We start from the raw sequence: 21,730 nt of genomic DNA, 5'->3' as shown, positions 1-21,730 counted from the left end.
TACCTTTCATAACTCCGCCACAGCGAAGATGAAACAGGCGATGCGGAGCATCGCACGCTCCACCGCGAGCACGCGGGGCCCGCGCGGCAGCGCAGTCGAAGAGTGTTCTGGATGAAAAGAAAGTCTTGTTAAAGAGCGACCTGTTCACCGCGCGGCGAACAGGTCAACTCTCCCTATCATATCATCAGTCATAGCGAACAGTCCGGGACTGCCCTCACGCCGGGCGGGCGGTGCCTTCGGGCACCCCGTCAGAATGGTATTACCTCGAATAAAGGTCAAACCGAATATTAACGTTTGTCGGCTGTTCGAGGTAATACAACTTATCGCTTCGGTTTTTATTCTTGCTTGGACAATCGGGTGATCGAACTGTCGAATTTAACGCGATAACCTCTCCATGGCTATCCGCACCATCTGCCGAACTGAATTTGCATAGTCGGGACGGCTCTCGCCGGCGACCCGTTGCGCAATGATGGCGCAAATGGTCAGCGCACGATGCCCCATCAACGCCGAAAGGCCGGCAATCGCAGAACTCTCCATTTCGAAATTCGTCACGCGCATTCCCTCGAACTCGAACCGTTCGATGCGTTCCAAATATTCGGTCTGGGCCAGCGGCAGACGGATAACACGTCCCTGTGGGGCGTAAAATCCCGGTGCCGAGAGCGTCAGACCTGGAATCGCAATGTCTCGGAAGAGGGCAATCAGCTCCGGATCGTTGTGTACAAAATAGGGACGGGCCAGACGGTCGCCCCACTGTGTCTGTTCCGTGAATGCCGCCTCGATACGTCGGTCGCACACCGCATCGCTCCCGGCGTAGAAGTTGAGCAGCCCGTCGATCCCGCCCGATACGGCCGACATGACCAGGCTCCCCAATTCGATATCCGGTCGTACGGCTCCACTCGTACCGAGGCGCAGGATACGCAGACTGCGGTGCTCGGGCTTGACGGTGCGTGTGGCGAAATCGACGTTGGCCAACGCATCGAGTTCGTTCATCACAATGTCGATGTTGTCGCAGCCGATCCCGGTCGAAACCACCGTCATCCGTTTGCCGTTCAACGTCCCGGTATGGCAGTGGAATTCGCGGTTGGTGGCGGAGTGCTCGATGTGGTCGAAACAACGTTCGGCGATCATGTCGCTGCGGGCCGGGTCGCCGACCAAAATTACGGTGTCGGCCAGCGCTTCGGGGCGAAGGTGGAGGTGAAATACGGAGCCGTCGTCGTTGAGGATCAGTTCCGAGGCAGGGATGGTACGCATGGGTAGAGGCGATTTGGAGTTGGAATTCGGTGCTATTTTTCTCGTATGGGGCGGATCGAGCCGCCGGACGAAGAGTGCATATACGTGTTGGTAAGTCGCCCGCCGCGGAAACGGATCGAAGCACCGCTCGAGGCCGAGGCGTCGAGACTCTGTGTCGGCCAGCACGAGAGGTCGCTGCCGGACGATGCACTTGCCGATATGGAGAGGGCCTTCAGGTCGGCCAGATTGGTGTCCGAGCCCGATGAGGCGGTGGCCGTGAGGCTTTCGGTTTCGCCGCTCAGGGTGATGTCCGCTCCGGATTGGTTGTCTACGGTGACCGATTTTGCCGTGAGCGTGATGCCCGTGATCTGGGCACCGCTCTGGGCTTCGATGGTGCAATGGTCGGCGGTGAAGGAGCCGCTGCCGACTATTTCTGCACCGCTGTGGGCTTCGATCGTCTGCAGACCGTTCACCGTGACTTCGGCTTTGCGGGCCAGTTTTCGGAGTTGGAGGTTAAGGGGCAACTGGTTCAGATTGAGTTCGAGGATACCGTCCCGGACATGGACATTCAGATAGGGTTCCAGTCGGCTGTCGATCGAGATGACGGCCCGGCTGGTGGTGCCCTGGGTCAGCGTTACTTCGAATCCGCTGTGGGCCGAGACGCCGTAAAGATGGCCCGTTTGGATGGTTTGTGAGGCCTGTTTGTCCTGTGCGAAGGTGGTGCCGAACAGGAGGGTTGCAAACAAAAAAAGTGCGATTCTTTTCATGGCTGTCGGAGGTGATACGGATTATTGAATGGAGTTGACGCTGCTCAGGCCGGAAGTATTGATCGTCTGCTTGATGTTACCGTCGGCGCGGTAGCGGATGCTGCTGTTGCCGCTGGCCGACGCGTCGAGGCTTTCGGTGATCCAGACGCTGATGCTGCTCATGCCGCTGGCGTCGCAAACGGCTGCTTTAGTCTTGAGTTTCTGTGTGTTGAGTTGTGAGTTGCCGCTGGCTTCGGTCTCCAGTCGGTCGGCACTGCCGCTGATGGTGGCCGAGGAAAGGCCCGACGTGGAGGCGGTGAGGGTACGGGTAGCACCGCACTCGAGCGTCAGTTTCGAGTTGCCGCCGCAGTCGGTTTGTACGACAGTGGCGTTGCCTTTGATGCTGGCCGAACTCAATCCGCTGACGTCGATGTCGAGTTCCTGGACGCTTCCGCAGTCGAGGGTCAGACTGGAGTTGCCGCTGACGTCGATTTCGGCACTGTTTGCACCCTGCAGGGTGAGGGTAATGGTGCTCAGGCCCGAAAGGTCCACTTCGGTGTCGTGGTTACCGGTGACGGCGACGGTGATCGGGTCGATGTGCGAGGAGCCCGATGCCGAGAATTCCCGGGCAGCCCCGGAGAAGCTCCCCTGGGGTTTTACCGAGGCGAGCCCCGAGGTGGAGAGCCGGTCGATGCTGCTGAGGGTCACTTCGGCCGTGGCGGGACAACACCACTTATCGGAGCTTTGCAGCTCGCGCGGCAGGTCGTCGAAGCCGAGGTGGAGAATCCCCTCACGAAGAGTCACGTCGAGGTAGGGTTTGAGGCGTTCGTCGATGGTGACGGTCACGCCATTTTGCTCTTGCGAGGTGCTCTGGCGCAGGGTTACGGTAAAGGTATGTCCGGCATCCAGGCCGTGGATGCCGAGCCCTTGAGCCGATTTGAGGGTGGTCGATGCGGCCAGTGCGGTGGAGATCGAAAGACCCAGGGCGAGTCCCAGGCCGAGGAGTTGGCGTTTCATGGTGTTTCTGGTTTGGCAGGTTCTCAAATATAACGATTTTTTGTCTCTTTTTATAGCGTTTTATTTCGCTCCAGCAGCGGGGCGGATAAGGCGTGGGCGGAGTTCATGCACAGCGGGTTGTGTAGCGGGGACGGCTGTGGGGTGGCGAGTCGGGCTGTGCGTGGGGTGAAGGGGCTTCTGTGGGGCTGCGGTTTTCCGTGTGCGGAAGCCGTCGGCGGTGGTGTCGAGCGGCTGGGGGTGTCCATTCGTGTTTCATGGCAGGATCATTCTTTTTGGGGTGTCTGTTTTGACCGGTCCGGTGTCGATGTTGACGTAAAGACGTTCGGAACACCGATTTTGGATGACGGCTCTTCTGTCTGTGGAAAATGCGAATGGCGTGCCAAAAGTGCAATGTGCAGATAATCAGTGGTGTATTTGTGAATACATAGAGGTGGAGTGTCAAAAAATTAGACACCCGGTGTCTAACTTTTTGACAAGTCGGGCTTTCCGGAAAAAATCCGTATTTTTGTACCCTTAGCAGAATAGTGTTTACGTATGAAGAATATCCGCAACTTTTGCATCATCGCGCACATCGACCATGGTAAATCGACGCTGGCCGACCGCCTCCTGGAGGTGACCAAAACCGTCAGCCAACGCGAACTGCAGGCTCAGGTGCTGGACGACATGGACCTCGAGAAAGAGAAAGGCATCACGATCAAAAGCCACGCGATCCAGATGGAGTATGTGCAGGACGGTGAAAAATATATCCTGAACCTGATTGACACCCCCGGGCACGTCGATTTCTCGTACGAAGTTTCGCGAGCCATCGCCTCGTGCGAGGGGGCGCTGCTGGTGGTCGACGCCACGCAGGGCATTCAGGCTCAGACCATCTCGAACCTCTACCTGGCGCTGGGCAATGATTTGGAAATCATCCCCGTGCTCAACAAAATCGACATGGCATCGGCCATGGTCGAAGAGGTCAAGGACCAAATCGTCGATATGCTGGGCTGCAAACGGGAGGAGATCCTCGCCGCGTCGGGCAAGACCGGCGAAGGGGTCGAGGATATTCTGCGGGCCATCGTGGAACGCGTGCCCGCGCCGCAGGGTGACGACAAGGCCCCGTTGCAGGCGCTGATCTTCGACTCGGTGTTCAATCCGTTCCGCGGCATCATCGCCTATTTTCGGGTGATGAACGGTACGCTGCGTCAGGGCGAGCGGGTCAAGTTCTTCAACGCCGGCAGCGAGTACGACGCCGACGAAATCGGGGTGCTGAAGCTCAAAATGTCGCCGCGCGACGAGATCCGTGCCGGCGACGTGGGGTATATCATCTCGGGTATCAAAAACTCGATCGAAGTGAAGGTCGGCGATACGATCACCTCCGTGGCGAACCCCTGTCAGGAGGCCATCGCAGGGTTCGAGGATGTCAAACCGATGGTCTTCGCGGGGCTTTATCCGGTCGAAACCGACCAGTACGAAGACCTTCGCGCCTCGCTCGAAAAGCTCCAGCTCAACGACGCCTCGCTCACCTACGAACCCGAATCGTCGCTCGCGCTGGGGTTCGGTTTCCGGTGCGGCTTTCTCGGACTGCTCCACATGGAGATCATTCAGGAGCGGCTCTTCCGCGAGTTCAACATGGACGTCATCACGACCGTGCCCAACGTTTCGTACAAGGTCTTTACGACCAAGGGCGAGCAGGTGATGGTCCACAACCCCTCGGGGCTGCCCGAACCCACGCTGATTGACCACATCGAAGAGCCTTACATCCTGGCTCAGGTCATCACCAAGACGGAGTACCTCGGTGCGATCATGAAACTCTGCATCGACAAGCGCGGCGTACTGCTGAACCAGAACTTCATCACCACCGACCGTGTGGAGGTCAACTTCGACATGCCGCTGGCCGAGATCGTGTTCGACTTCTACGACAAGCTGAAGAGCGTATCACGCGGTTACGCCTCGTTCGACTACCATATGACCGATTACAAACCGTCGAAACTCTCGAAACTGGACATCCTGCTCAACGGTGAACAGGTGGATGCCCTCTCGTCGCTTATTTATTTCGACCATGCTTATGACTTCGGGCGTAAGATGTGCGAAAAACTGAAGGAGCTGATCCCGCGCCAGCAGTTCGACATCGCTATCCAGGCGGCCATCGGGGCCAAGATCATCGCCCGCGAAACGGTCAAGGCGGTGCGCAAGGATGTGACGGCGAAGTGTTACGGCGGCGACATCTCGCGTAAGCGTAAACTGCTCGAAAAACAGAAGGCCGGTAAGAAGCGGATGCGTCAAGTCGGCCGCGTTGAGGTGCCGCAGGAGGCTTTCCTCGCCGTGCTCAAGATGGATTAATGTGTGCCGATGTTCGCCCCTGCGCAGGGGCTCGCTCCGGGGCGGTCGTGCCGCTTCGGTTGAGAGGCGGACTGCAGATATCGGCGTGATAAAATATGGCGTACTGCATTAGGTGTGCAGTAAAATTGTGCGTGAAACTGCTAAAACAATCAGGATATGGAATACAGACGTTGCGGCAGGAGCGGGCTTCGGTTGCCCGCCATATCATTGGGCTTCTGGCACAATTTCGGTGTCGGGTGTAATTTCGGCCGGGCGCGGCAGATCGTGCTGACCGCCTTCGAACAGGGGATTACCCACTTCGATCTGGCCGACAACTACGGGCCTCCGGCCGGCAGTGCCGAGGAGACCTTCGGCCGGATTCTGCGGAACAGCCTGGCCGCCCATCGGGACGAGATGCTCATCACCACCAAGGCCGGTCACGAGATGTGGCCCGGACCCTACGGCGACTGGGGATCGCGCAAACATCTGATTGCTGCGTGCGACCAGAGTCTCCGACGCCTCGGTCTCGACTACGTCGATATTTTCTACTCCCACCGGCCCGATCCCGAAACGCCGCTCGAAGAGACCATGCAGGCCCTTGACTATATTGTCCGCAGCGGGCGGGCGTTGTATGTCGGTCTGTCGAAATATCCACCCGAAACGGCCCGTCGTGCCATGGATATTCTGCGTCAGTTGGGAACGCCCTGCGTGGTTCATCAGTTGCGCTATTCGATGCTGGTGCGTGAACCGGAAAAGGCACTCTTCCCGCTGTTCGACGAATACGGGACGGGAGTAGTGAGCTTTTCTCCGCTGGCACAGGGACAACTCTCGGAACGTTACCTGGCCGGTATCCCGACCGACTCGCGGGCAGCGCACAACGGTTTCCTGAAGGTGGCAGATGTGGAGCACAACCTTCCGAAAATAAAACAACTGCACGATATTGCCAGCCGACGCGGCGAGAGTCTCTCGCAAATGGCGCTTGCCTGGCAGTTCCGCCCCGGGTCGCCCGTTACGTCGGTGATCGTGGGAGTCAGCTCGCAGGAGCAGTTGTTGCAGAATCTCGGTGCCCTTTCGGCTCCGGCGTTTACGGCCGAAGAGTTGGCCGAGATCGACCGGGTGCTGGGTTGATGCAGCGGACGCCTTTGCGAGACCCGGTTGCCACAGCCGGATAACCCGATCATGCAGGATCAAAAAGTTAACCGTCGCGCTCTCCATTCGATTGAATGGATGGCGCGACGGTTTTTTATCACTCGTTGTAGAATCCGGTGTCGGCTTGCGAGGGCTGCCTATTCGACGATGTTGGCGAGCACCCGGATGTCGCGAGCCGGTCGGGCCGGATCGTTCGTCACGATGGTCACTCCTTCTCCCAAACGCCCCGTAACCCCTTTCGAGTCGAGCGTCACGGTCAGTGTGGCCGTGTCGCCCGGGCGGATGACCGTTTTGTCGATCTTGGTCTTGATGCGGCTGCTGGTCGGACCGATGTGGCGGATGATCAGATCGCTCTGTCCGCCATTGGTGATTTGGAACTCACGGGTGAGCGTTTTGCCCTGGGGCTGGTCGCTGAAGTGGTAGAAAAACGAGGAGTAATCGGCGCGCGGAGCCATTTTCAGCGCGGTGCGCGATACGGTCGAAAAGTCTTCGACAAAAATGACGCTCATTTTGACCGGGTCGGGTTGTTTCTGGCCGTTGACAATCAGACCGAATTGCGGCTGGAATTTACCCCACAGGTCGGCTTTCGAGGCGTCGAAGGTCAGTTGTATCTCGCTACGTTCGCCCGGGGCGAGGGTGGTTTTGGCCGGTTTGACAGTCAGCCATGCCGGCAGCGACGAGCCGTCGATACCGATCTGTACCGGTTGTTTGCCTCCGTTGGCGATCCCTATGCTTTCGACGGTTGTCTTGCCGCGCGGCATGGTTCCCAGCACCAGGTTGCGGTCGACGATGCGCAGTCCGTCGGCCACCGAATAGGGGTAGTCGTCCTGAATCGTGCGCGGCCGTCCTTCGACGGTGCCGGTAATGGTCAGCCGGGCACTGCCGCGGGGGTCGTTGCTGGCGACGTTGATAATCTTTTCGAACTTGCCGGGGCGGTTGGTCGGGTCGAAGGTAATCTTCATCTCGCTGCTCTGGCCGGGCATGAGCGGCTCTTTGCTGAACTGTGGGTAGGTGCAGCCGCACGATACGCCGACGCTGGTGATGACCAGCGGCAGTTTGCCTTCGTTCGTAAACCGAAAGGTGTGGGTCACGTCGCCGTCCACCTCACGGATGGTGCCGAAATCGTAGGTGTAGCTGTCGAAAACCAGTTTGGCTGTCTTCAGTTCTTCGGCCGAGACGCTGCCGACCAGAAAGAGCGAAAGCAAACTCAGTAGTGCAAGCGGATGTTTCATGATTATGGGTATGTTTAGTCAGAAACTTTTCGGGTGGAGGGGCTTGTCAGGCGTCGATCACGCCGGAGCCGATCAGCTCACCGTCGGGGGCATACCATGCGGCAAACTGGCCGGCGGTGACGCCACGCTGCGGCTCGGCGAAGTCGATCACGCCCCAGCCGTCGCGGTCGACGTGCAACGTGGCCTGTTGCAACGGTTGACGGTAGCGGATGCGTACCAGATAGGGACGAGGCGCACTGTCCGGCGTCATGGTCAGGTCGGGACGGATCCAGTGCATCTCGTCGGGACGGATGCGGAGACCGCGCCGGTAGAGGCCCGGATGGCGGTCGCCCATCCCCACGTAAATCACGTTCCGTTCGACGTCGGTGGCGATGACGAACAGCGGCTCTGGTTTGCCGCCCACGTGTAGCCCTTTGCGCTGGCCGATGGTGTAGAAGTGGGCTCCGTTGTGCTCGCCGACCTTCACGCCGTCTGTCTCGCGGTAGGTGTAGGGCGAGTAGGGGGCGTGCGTGGGTTCGGAATAGCCGCTCCAGTCGGCCGGAATTTCGATGATCGAACCGCCGGGGCGGGCGGCCAGTTTCTGTTGCAGGAAGACCGGCAGGTCGACTTTGCCCACGAAACAGATCCCCTGCGAATCCTTGCGTTCGGCGGTGGCCAGCCCCTGTTCGGCGGCGATGCGGCGCACTTCGGGCTTTTCGAGGTCGCCGATCGGGAAAAGGGCTTTGGAGAGCTGCTCCTGGTTCAGCTGGCACAGAAAGTAGCTCTGGTCCTTGTTGTGGTCGTCGCCGGCGATGAGCCGGTGGTAGGGTTTGCCGTCCACGGGGCTTACGACGGTGTCGGTCTTGCAGTAGTGGCCCGTGGCAACGTAGTCGGCTCCGAGGTCGAGGGCGGCTTTCAGAAAGGCGTCGAACTTGATCTCGCGGTTGCAGAGTACGTCGGGATTGGGCGTGCGTCCGCGGCCGTATTCGGCGAACATATAGTCCACTACGCGCTGACGGTACTGGTCGCTGAGGTCGATGAAGTGGAACTCGATGTCGAGTTTCTTGGCCACGAGTTCGGCGAAAACGCGGTCGTCGTACCACGGACAGTCGCCGGCCAGGGTGCCGGTCGTGTCGTGCCAGTTGCGCATGAACATGCCCACCACGTCGTAGCCCTGTTCCTTGAGTACCCACGCAGCGACGCTCGAATCGACGCCGCCCGAGAGGCCGACCACCACGCGGGTCTTCTGTTTCGGAGTCTTCTCTTCCATAGATTGTATGTGCTGTTCGGCAGCGGATGGGACCCGGTGCGAAAATACGGTGATAAAGTGTATCCCCGCCCCGTGAGGGGGCTCTACGTGACCGCACGGTTGTTCCCGGCAGGTGTTCTGCATTCCCGAACGGATTGCGACGTCTGTGCATTGGAACTGTCGGAATCGTCCCGACAGCAGTTTCTGAGGCGTCTGAACCTGTCGGTTTTGTCTCGGGGCCTATGCCGCTGTGGCTCCAAAGATAACGGTTTTCAGCGGGATTTTTGTCGCGAGGTGCGAATCGGAGGCGGGGAGTGGTGTGCTTGGAGCTGCTGGTCATTCACGGAAACGTAAGGGCGGGGGAGGCAGGAAGGAACGGAAGTGTGTCTAAAGCGCCTTTTTGCGTAGGGCTGAGCGTTGCGAAAACAGGCCAGAAGATCGATTTGGGATTGAGATTCCGGTTGGCCGTCGGAGTGGGGACGGCGATTTCCTGTTCGGCGTCGCCGAAAAAGCATTATCTTTGTCTGTTCAGTCAAAATCGAAAACTGTTATGCCGAAAATTTCGCGGACCGGTCAGGAAGTGCCGGCCTCACCCATCCGAAAGCTCGTCCCGTATGCCGAAGAGGCAAAACGACGGGGCGTGCATGTCTATCACCTGAACATCGGGCAACCGGATATCCCCACTCCGGACGAGGCGCTGGCGGCCATCCGAGCGATCGATGTGCGGACGATAGCCTATACCCATTCGGCGGGGATCGTGAGCTACCGCGAAGCACTGGCGCAATTCTATACCCGGCGGGGACTCCCCCTCACGGCCGATCAGGTGATCGTCACCACGGGTGGCTCCGAAGCCATCCTGATGGGGATGCTGGCCACGTGCGACCGTGGCGACCAGATCATCGTCCCCGAACCCTATTATGCCAACTACAACGGCTTTGCCGCAGAAGCCGGCGTCGAGATCGTGCCCGTGCGCTCGTTTATCGACGATGACTTCGCGCTGCCGCCGATTGCCGATTTCGAAAAACTCATCACCCCGAAAACGCGCGGTATCCTGATTTGTAACCCCAATAACCCGACCGGCTATCTGTATAGCGAGGAGGAGATTCTCCAGTTGCGCGACATCGTGCTCAAGCACGACCTTTTCCTGATGGCCGACGAGGTCTACAGCGATTTCTGCTACAACGGAGCCAAACACCACTCCGTGCTGGCACTCGAAGGGATGGACCGGCATGTGATCATGATGGACTCCATCTCCAAACGTTTCAGCATGTGCGGGGCGCGGGTCGGGGCGCTTGTCAGCCGCAACCCTGAGGTGATTGATGCCGCTCTGCGCATGGGGCAGGCCCGACTGTGTGCACCCTATGTGGGACAGGTGGCGGCCGAAGCGGCTCTGCATACGCCACAAAGCTATTTCCAGACGGTTCACGACGAGTATGAGGCTCGGCGAAATTTCATGATCGCTGCACTGAATCGGATGGAGGGCGTGCGGTGTCCGATGCCCCGTGGTGCTTTTTACGCCATTGCGGAGCTACCTGTGGATGATGCCGACCGTTTCGCGCAATGGATGCTGGAGTCGTTCGAACACAACGGGAAGACGGTGATGGTAGCCCCCGCTTCGGGTTTCTATGCCGAACCCGAAACCGGGCGTCATCAGGTGCGTCTGGCCTACGTGCTCAATATCGACGACCTGCGCGGGGCGATGGAGACCCTCGAACTGGCCCTGAAAGCCTACCCCGGCCGTACGATTTGAGAACCGCCGGCTGTGCGATGAGAAGCCCTTGAGCTAGTTGACAATCCCGGCCCGATTCACTTTCCGGCTCCGTCCCGTAGGTAGATGGGGGGCAGAAGGGGCGGGCGACTGTCCGAAGGAGGGGCGATGTTGTGGAAGGGCTCATCAGTTTTACCGGTTATACCTCCACCAGTCATGCAATATCCGACCGCACTGCGATATCTGGAGACCATTCTAAACCCCGACGGGCTGTTTCGCAACCTGCCGGGGCTTTCTTCATGCCTGCCGCCCGAATATTCGTCGGGGGCTTACGGTGTCGTCTTCCGGGTCGAGGTGCAGGGTCGGGCCGCTGCGCTGAAATGCTTTACCCGTCATCAACCGGGACGTGCCGAGGCTTATCGACGTATGGAATGTGCCCTGAAGCCGGTCTGGAGTACCGGGACGCGCCATTTGGTGCGGTTTCGCTGGCTCGAGGAGGAGATAACGGTTTTCGACCATGATGACCGTGTGTCGGTGCAGCCTGTGTTATGGATGGAGTGGGCCGATGGGGAGCCGTTGGCCCGGGCGATCGAACAGGCCGCGCGAGGGGGAGATCGTGAACGTCTTGGCCGGCTCTCCGAAGCGTTCGACCGGATGGCCCTGTGGCTGTTGGAGCAGCCCTTTGCGCATGGCGATATCAAGCCGGATAATCTGATCGTGCGGCCCGATGGAACATTGACGCTGGTCGATTACGACGGGCTCTACCTGCCCGAGATGGCTGGGGAACGGGCTCGCGAGACCGGTACCGAGGGGTTTCGCCATCCGGAACGGACGGAGTGCGGTTTCGGGAAACAGATCGACGATTTTCCGATTGCGCTGCTCAGTATGGCCCTGCGGGCATTGGCGCGCTGGCCGGAGCTGTACGAACGGTTCGGTGGCGATGGGTCGCTGTTGTTCGATCCGGTGAAACTGGCCGGGGGCGAGTGTCCGGCTTACCGTTGGCTGATGGGAACGGAACTGGCCCATGATCCGCTTTTTGCGCTGCTGGGATCGGGACAGGAGCGTCTGCCCGGTCTGGCGGCAGCTTTGGCTGCGCATCTGCCCGATACGGAGGCCGGGCAGAGCCTGAATAGGTATGATTATGTGGGTGAAGCCGGACGGGACGGGATTCGGCTGGTGCGGCGCAACGGGAAGTATGGCTATGTGACGACGGAGGGTCGGGTGGTGGCCGAGTGTTGTTTCGACCGGGCGCGGGAGTTCTCGGAAGGGGCTGCTGCGGTCTGTGTGGAGGGACGATGGGGCTTTATCGGTCCGGACGGAGTGTGGCTCCGGAAGCCGGAGTATGCCGATTGCGGCGATTTCTCGGAAGGGATTGTAGCGGTCTGCATCGATGGCCGGTGGAGTTATGTGGACACTACGTTCCGACTCTTGTCGCGACCGCGATTCGACGATGCGTGGCCCTTCTCCGAGGGGCGGGCGTTGGTGCGAAGGGGTAAACTGTATGGCTATGTCGGATTGGACGGACGGCTGGCGATCCCCGTACGGTACGATTTTGCGCAGGGGTTTCGCGAAGGGGTTGCCTGTGTGATGGTGGCAGGACTGTACGGCTATATCGATCGACGGGGTAGGTGGCTGGTTAAACCGCAATTCGATTATGCCCGTTCGAAACGCGACGGTCGGGCTTATGTCGAACGGGATGGAACCGGGTGGCAGCTCGAGTGGTAGCGCCCTATGAGAGGAAGGCGAAGGAGTGGTTTTGCAGCGGGTGGATCGAAGGCTGTGTAGAAAAATACGGATTATAAAAAGCGCGTCGGGAGGTAGATTTCAATTCTACCTCCCGACGCGCTTTTGTATCAGCCCCGACAGTTAATCCTTTCGGGGCCGGCGTTTAGTTTTTGCTTTGGATGTATTTGTCGATGGCTGCGGCGGCTTTCCGACCGGCACCCATGGCGAGGATCACGGTGGCGGCACCGGTGACGGCATCACCTCCGGCAAAGACCCCTTCGCGGGTGGTTGCTCCTTCGTCGGATGCTTCGAGACAGCCGCGGCGGGTAACTTCCAGACCGGGCGTCGTGGCGGCGATCAGCGGGTTGGGCGAGGTGCCCAGCGCCATGATTACGACGTCGCACGGAATGTCGAATTCCGAACCGGCAATGGCGATCGGCGAGCGGCGACCCGATGCGTCGGGTTCGCCGAGCTCCATTCGCACGCAGCGGATACCGGTCACCCATCCGCGTTCGTCGCCGAGAATTTCGACCGGATTGGTCAGCATCTGGAAGTCGATACCCTCCTCTTTGGCGTGGTGCACCTCTTCGCGGCGGGCGGGAAGTTCGGCTTCGGAACGGCGGTAAACGATCGAGGCGTCGGCACCGAGACGTTTGGCGGTGCGCACGGCGTCCATGGCCACGTTACCCCCGCCGACCACAACGACGCGGTCGCCGGTGTAGATCGGGGTGTCGTATTGTTCGTCGTAGGCGTGCATCAGGTTGGTGCGGGTGAGGAATTCGTTGGCCGACACCACGCCGTTGAGGTTCTCGCCGGGGATGCCCATGAAGCGGGGCAGACCGGCACCCGAACCGATAAATACGGCTTCGTAGCCCTCTTCGTCCATCAGTTGGTCGATGGTGACGGTGCGTCCCACCACCACGTCGGTTTCGATTTTGACGCCGAGCCGGCGCACGTTGTCGATTTCGGGTTCGACGACCTCCTGCTTCGGCAGACGGAATTCCGGAATCCCGTACTGAAGAACGCCGCCCGGACGGTGGAGCACTTCGAAGATAGAGACTTCGTAGCCCAGTTTGGCGAGGTCGGCGGCGCAGGCCAGACCGGCCGGACCGGAACCGACCACGGCTACCTTATGGCCGTTGTGGGGAGCGGCCTGTGCCAGAACGAGCTGGTGTTCGCGGCCCCAGTCGCCGACAAAGCGTTCCAGTTTGCCGATGGCGACGGGTTCGCCCTTGACGCCGAGGATGCACGATCCTTCGCACTGGTTCTCCTGCGGGCAGACACGGCCGCAGATCGAGGGCAGCAGCGAGTCCTGGGCGATGGTTTTGGCGGCAGCGATGATGTCGCCTTCGGTGATGTGGTGGATGAAGTCGGGTATCTTGACCGATACGGGGCAGGCTTCGACGCAGCGCGGTTTCTTGCAGTTGAGGCAGCGCGAGGCTTCACGGGTGGCTTCGTCCAGGTTGTAACCGTAGCACACCTCTTCGAAATTGGTGGCGCGGATTTTGGGATCTTGTTCCCGCACGGGAACTCGGGGTATTTTGTTTGCCATGGTTGTTGTTTCTTGTCGGGCGGCGCGGGGAGGCGTAGGGCGGAGAGGATTCCCGGTGGGGAGATGCTCTCTGGCGGTGTTTCACGGCTGATGTGCCGGGAACGGCGTGCCCCCGCGTCTGAATTTGGGGTTGGGGTGACCTTATTTAATAGAGTCGGGGTTGTCCTAAAGACTTAAAGACCGATGTTGCATTTGTGGCCGGCGGCACGTTCGGCTTCGATGGCGCGTTTGCGCTCTTCGATGGTCCGGTACATGCCCTGTCGGCGCATGGCTTCGTCGAAATCGACCTGATGGGCGTCGAATTCAGGCCCTTCGACGCAGGCGAAGCGGGTCTTGCCGCCGACGGTCACGCGGCAGGCCCCGCACATGCCGGTACCGTCCACCATCAGGGTGTTGAGGCTGGCGATGGTCGGAATGTTCAGTTCCTTGGTGGTCAGGGCGACGAATTTCATCATGATCATCGGACCGATGGCCACGACCAGGTCGAAGTGTTTGCCTTCGTTCACGACCAGTTCTTTGAGCAGGTTGGTTACCAGCCCTTTGTAGCCTTTCGAACCGTCGTCGGTGGCGATGTGGACGTTCGGGGTCAGCGCGCGGAACTCCTCTTCGAGCAGGACCAGGTCGGCCGTTTTGGCTCCGATGATGACGTCGGCCTGGATGCCGCGTTGGGCCAGCCATTTGACCTGGGGGTAGACCGGGGCCGCACCCAGACCTCCGGCTACGAAGAGGAATTTCGTGGCGGCGAGTTTTTCGGGCGTGTAGTGGATGAATTCCGAGGTGTGGCCCAGCGGACCGACAAAGTCGGCGAAGTGGTCGCCCTCTTCGAGCGCCACGATGCGCATGGTCGATGCGCCGATGGCTTGTATCACGATGGTCACGGTACCTTTTTCGGCGTCGTAATCACAGATGGTCAGCGGGATGCGTTCGCCTTTGTCGTCGACGATGACGATCAGGAACTGGCCGGGTTGGGCGGCGTGAGCCACGCGCGGTGCTTCTACCTCCATCAGGTAGATCGAGGGGGCCAGTTGTGTCTTTTTCAGGATCTGAAACATGTCTTTATATCTCTCGTTTGTATTTTTTTCAGAAGGTTCCGAGTGGGCAAAGGTACAAATTCGGGCGAGATAAAGCCCATCGGAAAGCGGGTTTGTTAATTTATTGACGGGTTTGTGAAATTTTGTGAATTTGTTTCGGCCACGTCCGTGCGATGTTTCGCCCACCGGAACAGACAATACGCCGGCTCCGGGTGCGTCGAGATACACGATTTTATTAAGCGGTTAGAGGTAATCTTCGAGCCGGATGCCGTGCGGCAGCAGGCGCGAGATGTCGGCCTTGTGGGCATGCAATTCGCGCACTACGGCCGAAGAGACGGCCCCGAGGTAGGGGTCGGTCAGCAGGTAGAAGGTCTCGATACGGGGATCGAGCCGTTTGTTGATGGCGTCGATGGTGCGGTCGCTCTCGAAGTCGTCGACCGAGCGGAGACCGCGCAGCAGGACGTGTACTCCCTGGCGGTGGCAAAAGTCGATGGTCAACCCTTCGTAGGCTTCGGCGCTGACGCGGGGCTCGTCGCGAAAGGTGTCGCGGATCAGCCGCACGCGATTTTCCATCGGCAGGAATCCCTTCTTCTTGATGTTGTAGCCGACACCTATAATAACGTGGTCGAACAAGTGCAACGCCCGGCGCACGATGTCCTCGTGGCCGACGGTAAACGGGTCGAACGATCCGGCGAAAATGGCTTTTTTCTCCATAAACGATGCTGAAACTTGGTGTAAAGATAAACATTTTGTACCTTTGCGCCGCTTGTCCGAAACAACGAGGGTTTTGAACAAACCAGAGAAACGAGGGAGATGCACTCTCCGCGGTTCAAATTTACGAAGAACGTTGTGGGTAGGCAAGGGATTGACTCATAAATAAATACATCCAAAATGTCAACCAAAATCAGACTGGCGCGCCACGGTAAAAAAGGGTATGCTTTCTATCACATCGTAGTGGCCGACAGCCGTGCACCGCGTGACGGTCGCTTCATCGAAAAACTGGGTACCTACAACCCCAACACCAACCCCGCTACCATCGAGCTCAACTTCGAAAGCGCTCTGAAATGGATCAGCGTAGGCGCTCAGCCGACCGACACCGCTCGTTCGATCCTCTCCAAAGAAGGCGTCATGCTGCGTCACCACCTGAACGGCGGCGTGAAAAAAGGCGCGTTCACCGAAGAAGTGGCCGAACAGAAATTCGCTAAATGGGTAGCTGAAAAAGAAGCCAAAGCCGCTGCTGCCAAAGCCGCTGCCGAAGCTGCCAAAGCCAAAACGGCTAAAGAACGCCTCGAAGCTGAAACCAAAGTGAAAGAAGCCAAAGCTGCCGCACTGGCTGCCAAACTGGCCGAAGCTGCTGCCGCTGCTGAAGCCGCTGCCGCTGAAGCTGCAGGCGAAAACGCTGAAGAAGCTGCTGCTGAAACCGAAGCTGCTGCCGAATAATTTTTCTGAACCGGATTCCGCTCTGTCCGCATGAGGCAGAGAGAGTAAGATGGGAAAAAATCGTTCATTCGCCTACGCCGACCGTGCGGCTGCCGTGATCGCCGACCCTGCCCATGCAGTGGGACGCATCAAAAAGGCCTATGGAACCCGTGCTGCGGACGATACGATGAACGGAGAGTTGCTTGTAACGCTCTACGATACTTTTCCCGAATCCGTCGATACAACGGAACCGCTGTGGGTCGAGATCGACTCACTGGCGGTTCCGCTTTTTATTGCCTCGTTCGAGCCCAAGGGACAGTCGTCGGCCGTTATCCTTTTCGACGACTTTGAGCGTGAGGAGGAAGCCCGGATGCTGATCGGCAAAGTACTCTACCACGAAGAGGCCGAAACCGAAGGTGACGAGGACGAGATCGACCTTTCGCTCTGGATCGGTTTCGAGTTGACCGACCGTGCGACCGGTCGCACGGGGCAGGTGACGGCATTCTACGATTATCCGGGCAACCCGTTGCTCGGTGTCGAGTTTGACGGACACGAAGTGATGGTGCCCGCAGTCGAAGGGGTCATCGTCGAGGCCAACGAACGCAAACGACGGCTTGTTGCCGAACTGCCCGAAGGGTTGTTCGAACTGTAAGAGGCTGGAGAGAGCGCGAAAGGGCGGTTTGTGCTGAGGGGGGAGGAAATGTTTGTGGGTTGCTGGTTCCGTGTGGCTTTGGCTTGCATTCAAGGCGGGGCTCTGAACCTGCGGCTGAAATTGTGTCCCGAGTGGAGCGTCGGCGCATATGCAGTTCAGGGAGTGATGTCCGGGGAGCTGGTTCGGAAGAAGAAAATCTTATTATTTATCATTATATATCCAAGGTCCGACCGGGTATTTTGCCTCCGGAAAACGAAGTGAGGCGGTTTATGCCGAGACGTTGTTTTGCGGAATGTCGGTAGTGCCGTGAGGTGTTGCGGACGTGACGGCTGGTCCGGAAAGATCGAAGTGTAGTTTTTGCAGATTCCCGACAGGTATTCATCACCTGCCGGGAATTTTTTATACCGTTTCCTTGTATCAGGTGAAACGGGTGTGCTGGGGTGTGAAGAAGTTGTTGCGGGTCATTTACCAGCTGAAAGGGACGCTGTTTAGGGATGGGGGACGGTGAGTGATGCGACGGGTGGACAGAATGGGAGAGCAGTTTATAACTGTCGGTGATGTCGGGATGGGGAAGGGGTGAAACGGTGGCGGCTATGAAGGGTGTTCCCGAAGTGTTCCGAAGGGAGGTTTCGTGGGCCGAAAGGTTACTTTCGTCGGAAAATATGTACATTTGTCATTCACCGAATGGAAAAATCCTATCTGTCTGGTCATGAAAAAAGTGATCGCGTTTATTCCCAATCTTTTGACACTCTGTAATCTGTTGTCGGGGTGTGTCGCTGTCTCCATGCTTTTCCTCGGGGCCGATTTCGTGGCAGCCTTCTGGCTGGTGATCGCGGCGGCCGTCTTCGACTTCTTCGACGGATTCGTCGCCCGGATGCTGCATGTCAGTTCGCCGATCGGCAAGGAACTTGACTCGCTGGCCGATATGGTCAGTTTCGGGGTTGTACCCTCAGTGGTCGTCTTCACCATGCTCACGCAGTCGCTGGCCGGAACCTCGTTCGAATGGCTCCGCTTCGGAGGCTTCCTGATCGCAGCCTTTTCGGCGCTGCGTCTGGCCAAGTTCAATATCGACGAACGGCAGCACGAAGAGTTTCGCGGACTGCCTACGCCGGCCTGTACGCTTTTCTTCGTGGCGCTGCCCATGCTGGGATGGGAGTGGATCGCAACGCCCGCCCTGCTGCTGGGACTGACGGTGGTCTTTTCTGCGCTGCTGGTGTGCGATATGCCCATGTTTTCGCTGAAATTCAAAAGTTTTGACTTCGGAAACAACCGACTCAGATACGTTTTTCTGCTTCTCGCCGTTATTTTTATCGTGTGGCTGCGGATGGCGGCCCCGGCTCTGATCATTCTGGCCTACATTGTCATCTCGACCGGTCGGACACTCTTTTTTCGTCCCGCTGTAAAGGGTTGATTTTGTGCGGAGTACGGATTTAACGAAAAATCCGTACCTTTGCCCCGTTTTTGAATGAATAACCGTTCGTTAAATGCGGAGCGGAATTTGCGGCGGGGGCGACTGCCAAACGGAGTGTTGATGCATGGGGGCGGAGGTGGAAAAGGGTAGTCACCGTGTCGTGAAAGTGTGCGGATGTTTTGCTGGAACCTGTTGTGAGATTGAGGGCTGGTGATGGCGGCGTGGATGTGCCGAAAGGCCCGAAGCTGTGGAGGCGAAGGGAACTGTGTGTGGGTGTGTGGGGAACGGCAAAATGGGGGCGGCGAATAGGGCCGGATGTGGTCGGGCGTTTGCTCCAATTCGGCTGGAACAGCCCAGCTCCCTTAGAAATGAGCCTTTAACGAACTCTAAAAAACCGATCGACGTAGCATGAGAATTGCCCCGGTCCGGACATATTGTTTGCGTTGCATGCTGGTCGTTGCGCTGGCGCTGCTCACCCTTTCCGGGTTCGGGCAGAATCCTGGCTCGACCGTTATCCGTTATCCGGTGGACAACAGTTCCAGTAACTCTTCGGGACTGCTGCCCAGCCAGATGATCGAACGCGACACCATCGACAAGGCGCGTCGTCCGCGCAAACCGCTCGAATCGTTCTATTTCGACGACTCGACCCGTGCGCGACGTATCTTCGCCTGGACCGTCTCGATGGACGACAACAACATTACGCTCCGGGACATGGATACCACCATTGCCGAGTTCCAGCGCGACTACCCCTTCATGCGGGAAAACGTCGGGAGCGCCAGCCTCGGCAACCTCGGCGGGGCGAGCATCCCGCTCAACTACTTCGACCGTCCCCAATTCCGGAATTTTTCGTTTCTGCAGGCCTGGGCTCCCTTCCTGATGAGTCCGGACAAGATCCTCTTCTACAACGCCCGGATGCCCTATACCAACATTTCGTACCAGATGTCGGGCCAGCGTTCCAAGGAAGAGCAGCTCTTTCATGCCGTCATTTCGCAGAATATATCGCCTTCGACCTCGTTCAATCTGGATTACAACGCCGACGGGATGAAGGGACAGTATGCCCAGCAGAAGGCCCTCGACCGCTATTTCTCGGCCAACGTGGCCCATACCGGGAAACGCTACGCCATCCACGGCGGATACATCTATAATGTGGGCGACATTCAGGAGAACGGCGGTATCCAGGACATGCGCGATGTGACCGATACGGTGATGGACATGACCGATAACATCCCCGTGCGGCTCGATGGAAGCGCCGATGCGAGCAACTATTACAAGGGAAATACTTTCTACTGGACGCAGTCGTACGCTATCCCGCTGCGTCGCCAGCGTGTGTCGGACGAGTTGACCCTCTCCAAAATTCCGACCATCTTCATCGGCCAGTCGTTCGAACATACCACCTTCAAAAAGATCTATTCCGACGCGGTCAAGGCTCCAACCACTCCCGAAGAGACCGCCTACTACAGCCATTTCTATATCAATCCCGACGGCACCGGCGATTCGATCCGCCAGTCGATGACCGACGTCAAACTCTTCATGCAGCTCCAGCCCTATAACCGTAACGGGGCGTTGGGTCTGGTGACGGCCGGTATTGGGAACGAGCATAACAACTACAATTATTACGTGCCGGAAGCCTACAGGGAGATGTACGGCGCGGGAGGAAAACAGAGTAAGAATTCGGTCTATGTGTACGGGAAGCTGGAGGGGGCCGTCAGCCGCTACATGCGTTGGTCGGCCGATGCCAAACTGCACATGATCGGGTACCGAAGCGGAGATTTCGACGCGGGCGGCCACCTGTCGCTCTCGGCTTATATCAAGAACAAGCCTCTGACGTTGGACGCATCGGTGCGCTTCAGGCTGCGCGAGCCGGACTTCTGGCAGCAGAACTACTTCTCGAACCACTATGCGTGGTCGAACAGCTTCTCGAAAGAGAAGAGTACGCTCATCACCGCGGCATTCAAGGTCCCCGACGTGGGACTCGAACTGGGCGGAAGCTACGAACTGACCAAGGACAAGGTCTATTATGGTCTGAACGTGGTGCCCGAACAGTACGGCGAAGTGCTCAGCGTGATGGGACTGTATCTGCGCAAGGATTTCCGCATCGGCGGATTTCACTTGAATCACAGGGTGCTCATGCAATGGAGTTCGGACCAGACGGTCGCTCCGGTGCCTCTGCTCAGTGCCGACATTTCCTACTTCTTCGGCTTTGACGTGGTCAAGAAGGTGTTGTATATGCAGATCGGCGTGGACGGACGCTATAATACCGAGTATTATGCCTATGCCTACGACCCCGCCATCGGACAATTCTACACCCAAAACCAGGTCAAACTGGGCAACTACCCTTCGATGGACGCATTCGTGTCGGCGAAGTGGAAAAGACTGAGGCTGTTGCTCAAACTGCAACACTGGAACTGCAACCTGTTCGGCGGTAACCGCTACTTCGAAGTGGTGAACTATCCGCAGAACCGGATGATGTTCAAGATCGGACTGTCGTGGTCGTTCTACGATTAATGGCTCGCATGGCATGGGAAAGCTCGCCCGACCAAAAGTCGATTTATGAACCTTAAAAAAATTGTTTTTGTTTTTGCACTACTGCTGATCTCTGATTTAACCTTCACGGGCTGTACGGCAACCCGAAAAAGCAGCGCCGCCTCCGTTGCGCCCGATGCCCGACAGCTCGAAATCGCCAGCCGGGGACAAATCTCCCCCTTCGACCCGATCATGCGTCAGGTCGCCGAGGAGCAGAACATGGACTGGCGCCTGCTGGCAGCCATCGCCTACCAGGAATCCCGATTCAATCCCCAGGCCCGCTCACGCCGCGGCGCGCAGGGGCTGATGCAGGTGATGGGAAGCGTGGCACGCGACTTCGGCATCCCTGCCGACCGGATCAGCGACCCGAAAACCAACATCGAAACGGCCGTAAAACTGATCAAAAAGATCGAAAGTACGCTGCGGTTCGGAAATTCAACTTCTGACGAAGACCGAATCCAGATCGTGCTGGCCTGTTACAACGCCGGAACGGGCCATATTCTCGACGCCCGTCGGCTGGCTGTCAAACAGGGCGTGAACCACAACTCCTGGGCGCAACTGCGTCAGTATGTCGTGCTCAAGGGAACGCCCGAGTGGGTGGGCGACGATGCCGTGCGGAACGGTGCCTTCAACGGTACCGAAACCGTCCAGTTCGTCGACAAGGTCATGGCCCAGTATTCGAGGTACTGCAAAAATTATATCTAAAAAAATGTTGCCGCTTTGAAAAAAAGCCTATATTTGCAACGTCATTCCCGCATTGGGACGGGAAACACCGAAACAAAGATGAAGCATACGTTCGGACATAG

The 21,730-nt window shown here is 58.2% G+C and carries 17 protein-coding genes; 9 read left to right on the top strand and 8 right to left on the bottom strand.

Annotation, left to right across the window (positions count from 1 at the left end; translation table 11 throughout):
* Positions 1–375 precede the first annotated feature (375 nt).
* The 3 genes from BQ5379_RS03560 to BQ5379_RS03550 are packed head-to-tail and all read right to left on the bottom strand — an operon-like array spanning position 376 to position 2,993.
* Complete coding sequence (locus BQ5379_RS03560) at positions 376–1,251, bottom strand: nucleoside phosphorylase (protein ID WP_071134173.1); 876 nt, start codon at positions 1,249–1,251, stop codon at positions 376–378.
* A 32-nt stretch (positions 1,252–1,283) separates the two neighbouring features.
* A complete protein-coding gene (locus tag BQ5379_RS03555) occupies positions 1,284–1,997 on the bottom strand; it encodes a GIN domain-containing protein (RefSeq protein ID WP_083377557.1) in 714 nt (237 codons plus the stop codon).
* A 21-nt stretch (positions 1,998–2,018) separates the two neighbouring features.
* Positions 2,019–2,993, bottom strand: a complete 975-nt coding sequence (locus BQ5379_RS03550) for a GIN domain-containing protein (protein ID WP_071134171.1) — start codon at positions 2,991–2,993, stop codon at positions 2,019–2,021.
* Positions 2,994–3,527: 534 nt separating this feature from the next.
* On the opposite strand from BQ5379_RS03550, the gene lepA reads away from it, so the two are divergent.
* Both lepA and BQ5379_RS03540 read left to right on the top strand, forming a co-directional pair.
* A complete protein-coding gene (gene lepA, locus BQ5379_RS03545; protein WP_071134170.1) occupies positions 3,528–5,315 on the top strand; it encodes a translation elongation factor 4 in 1,788 nt (595 codons plus the stop codon).
* Positions 5,316–5,471: 156 nt separating this feature from the next.
* Positions 5,472–6,422: an aldo/keto reductase gene (locus tag BQ5379_RS03540; protein ID WP_071134169.1), complete on the top strand. Its 951-nt coding sequence runs from the start codon at positions 5,472–5,474 to the stop codon at positions 6,420–6,422.
* Between the two features lie 158 nt (positions 6,423–6,580).
* Here BQ5379_RS03540 and BQ5379_RS03535 read toward each other — a convergent pair whose 3' ends face one another.
* Entirely contained in the window at positions 6,581–7,675 is a 1,095-nt protein-coding gene (locus BQ5379_RS03535) for a DUF1573 domain-containing protein (protein WP_071134168.1), read from the bottom strand.
* 46 nt (positions 7,676–7,721) lie between these two features.
* On the bottom strand, positions 7,722–8,924 hold the full coding sequence (gene mnmA, locus BQ5379_RS03530) for a tRNA 2-thiouridine(34) synthase MnmA (RefSeq protein WP_071134167.1): 1,203 nt from the start codon (positions 8,922–8,924) through the stop codon (positions 7,722–7,724).
* A 529-nt stretch (positions 8,925–9,453) separates the two neighbouring features.
* On the opposite strand from mnmA, the gene BQ5379_RS03525 reads away from it, so the two are divergent.
* Together BQ5379_RS03525 and BQ5379_RS03520 are read left to right on the top strand one after the other, a co-directional pair.
* Positions 9,454–10,653, top strand: coding sequence for a pyridoxal phosphate-dependent aminotransferase (locus BQ5379_RS03525; protein WP_071134166.1), 1,200 nt, complete (start codon positions 9,454–9,456; stop codon positions 10,651–10,653).
* 174 nt (positions 10,654–10,827) lie between these two features.
* A complete protein-coding gene (locus BQ5379_RS03520) occupies positions 10,828–12,336 on the top strand; it encodes a WG repeat-containing protein (RefSeq protein ID WP_071134165.1) in 1,509 nt (502 codons plus the stop codon).
* A gap of 163 nt (positions 12,337–12,499) precedes the next feature.
* Here BQ5379_RS03520 and gltA read toward each other — a convergent pair whose 3' ends face one another.
* The 3 genes from gltA to coaD form a co-directional block, all read right to left on the bottom strand.
* Complete coding sequence (gene gltA / locus BQ5379_RS03515) at positions 12,500–13,888, bottom strand: NADPH-dependent glutamate synthase (RefSeq protein ID WP_071134164.1); 1,389 nt, start codon at positions 13,886–13,888, stop codon at positions 12,500–12,502.
* A 173-nt stretch (positions 13,889–14,061) separates the two neighbouring features.
* Positions 14,062–14,940, bottom strand: coding sequence for a sulfide/dihydroorotate dehydrogenase-like FAD/NAD-binding protein (locus BQ5379_RS03510; RefSeq protein ID WP_071134163.1), 879 nt, complete (start codon positions 14,938–14,940; stop codon positions 14,062–14,064).
* Positions 14,941–15,162: 222 nt separating this feature from the next.
* Complete coding sequence (gene coaD / locus BQ5379_RS03505) at positions 15,163–15,633, bottom strand: pantetheine-phosphate adenylyltransferase (RefSeq protein ID WP_071134162.1); 471 nt, start codon at positions 15,631–15,633, stop codon at positions 15,163–15,165.
* A 177-nt stretch (positions 15,634–15,810) separates the two neighbouring features.
* Here coaD and BQ5379_RS03500 point away from each other — a divergent pair, with 177 nt between their 5' ends.
* The 5 genes from BQ5379_RS03500 (at position 15,811) to BQ5379_RS03475 (ending at position 21,629) form a co-directional block, all read left to right on the top strand.
* A complete protein-coding gene (locus BQ5379_RS03500) occupies positions 15,811–16,359 on the top strand; it encodes a 30S ribosomal protein S16 (protein WP_071134161.1) in 549 nt (182 codons plus the stop codon).
* Positions 16,360–16,408: 49 nt separating this feature from the next.
* Positions 16,409–16,990 (top strand): ribosome maturation factor RimM, encoded by a 582-nt coding sequence (locus tag BQ5379_RS03495; RefSeq protein ID WP_083377555.1) that lies wholly within the window; start codon positions 16,409–16,411, stop codon positions 16,988–16,990.
* 709 nt (positions 16,991–17,699) lie between these two features.
* Positions 17,700–18,401, top strand: coding sequence for a CDP-diacylglycerol--serine O-phosphatidyltransferase (pssA, locus tag BQ5379_RS03485; RefSeq protein ID WP_071134159.1), 702 nt, complete (start codon positions 17,700–17,702; stop codon positions 18,399–18,401).
* A 408-nt stretch (positions 18,402–18,809) separates the two neighbouring features.
* Positions 18,810–20,906: a putative porin gene (locus tag BQ5379_RS03480; protein ID WP_083377554.1), complete on the top strand. Its 2,097-nt coding sequence runs from the start codon at positions 18,810–18,812 to the stop codon at positions 20,904–20,906.
* A 45-nt stretch (positions 20,907–20,951) separates the two neighbouring features.
* Positions 20,952–21,629 (top strand): transglycosylase SLT domain-containing protein, encoded by a 678-nt coding sequence (locus BQ5379_RS03475; RefSeq protein ID WP_071134157.1) that lies wholly within the window; start codon positions 20,952–20,954, stop codon positions 21,627–21,629.
* Positions 21,630–21,730: the final 101 nt, after the last annotated feature.

Source organism: Millionella massiliensis, from assembly GCF_900104655.1.
Classification (GTDB): Bacteria; Bacteroidota; Bacteroidia; order Bacteroidales; family Rikenellaceae; genus Rikenella; species Rikenella massiliensis.
The sequence above is the reverse complement of the archived record's forward strand: the minus strand, read 5'-3'. Positions and strand labels throughout refer to the sequence as shown.

Bases quoted from the DNA above. Each gene is read 5' to 3' on its own strand.
- BQ5379_RS03560 (WP_071134173.1), bottom strand. From the start codon at position 1,251: ATGCGTACCATCCCTGCCTCGGAACTGATCCTCAACGACGACGGCTCC.
- BQ5379_RS03555 (WP_083377557.1), bottom strand. From the start codon at position 1,997: ATGAAAAGAATCGCACTTTTTTTGTTTGCAACCCTCCTGTTCGGCACC.
- BQ5379_RS03550 (WP_071134171.1), bottom strand. From the start codon at position 2,993: ATGAAACGCCAACTCCTCGGCCTGGGACTCGCCCTGGGTCTTTCGATC.
- lepA (WP_071134170.1), top strand. From the start codon at position 3,528: ATGAAGAATATCCGCAACTTTTGCATCATCGCGCACATCGACCATGGT.
- BQ5379_RS03540 (WP_071134169.1), top strand. From the start codon at position 5,472: ATGGAATACAGACGTTGCGGCAGGAGCGGGCTTCGGTTGCCCGCCATA.
- BQ5379_RS03535 (WP_071134168.1), bottom strand. From the start codon at position 7,675: ATGAAACATCCGCTTGCACTACTGAGTTTGCTTTCGCTCTTTCTGGTC.
- mnmA (WP_071134167.1), bottom strand. From the start codon at position 8,924: ATGGAAGAGAAGACTCCGAAACAGAAGACCCGCGTGGTGGTCGGCCTC.
- BQ5379_RS03525 (WP_071134166.1), top strand. From the start codon at position 9,454: ATGCCGAAAATTTCGCGGACCGGTCAGGAAGTGCCGGCCTCACCCATC.
- BQ5379_RS03520 (WP_071134165.1), top strand. From the start codon at position 10,828: ATGCAATATCCGACCGCACTGCGATATCTGGAGACCATTCTAAACCCC.
- gltA (WP_071134164.1), bottom strand. From the start codon at position 13,888: ATGGCAAACAAAATACCCCGAGTTCCCGTGCGGGAACAAGATCCCAAA.
- BQ5379_RS03510 (WP_071134163.1), bottom strand. From the start codon at position 14,940: ATGTTTCAGATCCTGAAAAAGACACAACTGGCCCCCTCGATCTACCTG.
- coaD (WP_071134162.1), bottom strand. From the start codon at position 15,633: ATGGAGAAAAAAGCCATTTTCGCCGGATCGTTCGACCCGTTTACCGTC.
- BQ5379_RS03500 (WP_071134161.1), top strand. From the start codon at position 15,811: ATGTCAACCAAAATCAGACTGGCGCGCCACGGTAAAAAAGGGTATGCT.
- BQ5379_RS03495 (WP_083377555.1), top strand. From the start codon at position 16,409: ATGGGAAAAAATCGTTCATTCGCCTACGCCGACCGTGCGGCTGCCGTG.
- pssA (WP_071134159.1), top strand. From the start codon at position 17,700: ATGAAAAAAGTGATCGCGTTTATTCCCAATCTTTTGACACTCTGTAAT.
- BQ5379_RS03480 (WP_083377554.1), top strand. From the start codon at position 18,810: ATGAGAATTGCCCCGGTCCGGACATATTGTTTGCGTTGCATGCTGGTC.
- BQ5379_RS03475 (WP_071134157.1), top strand. From the start codon at position 20,952: ATGAACCTTAAAAAAATTGTTTTTGTTTTTGCACTACTGCTGATCTCT.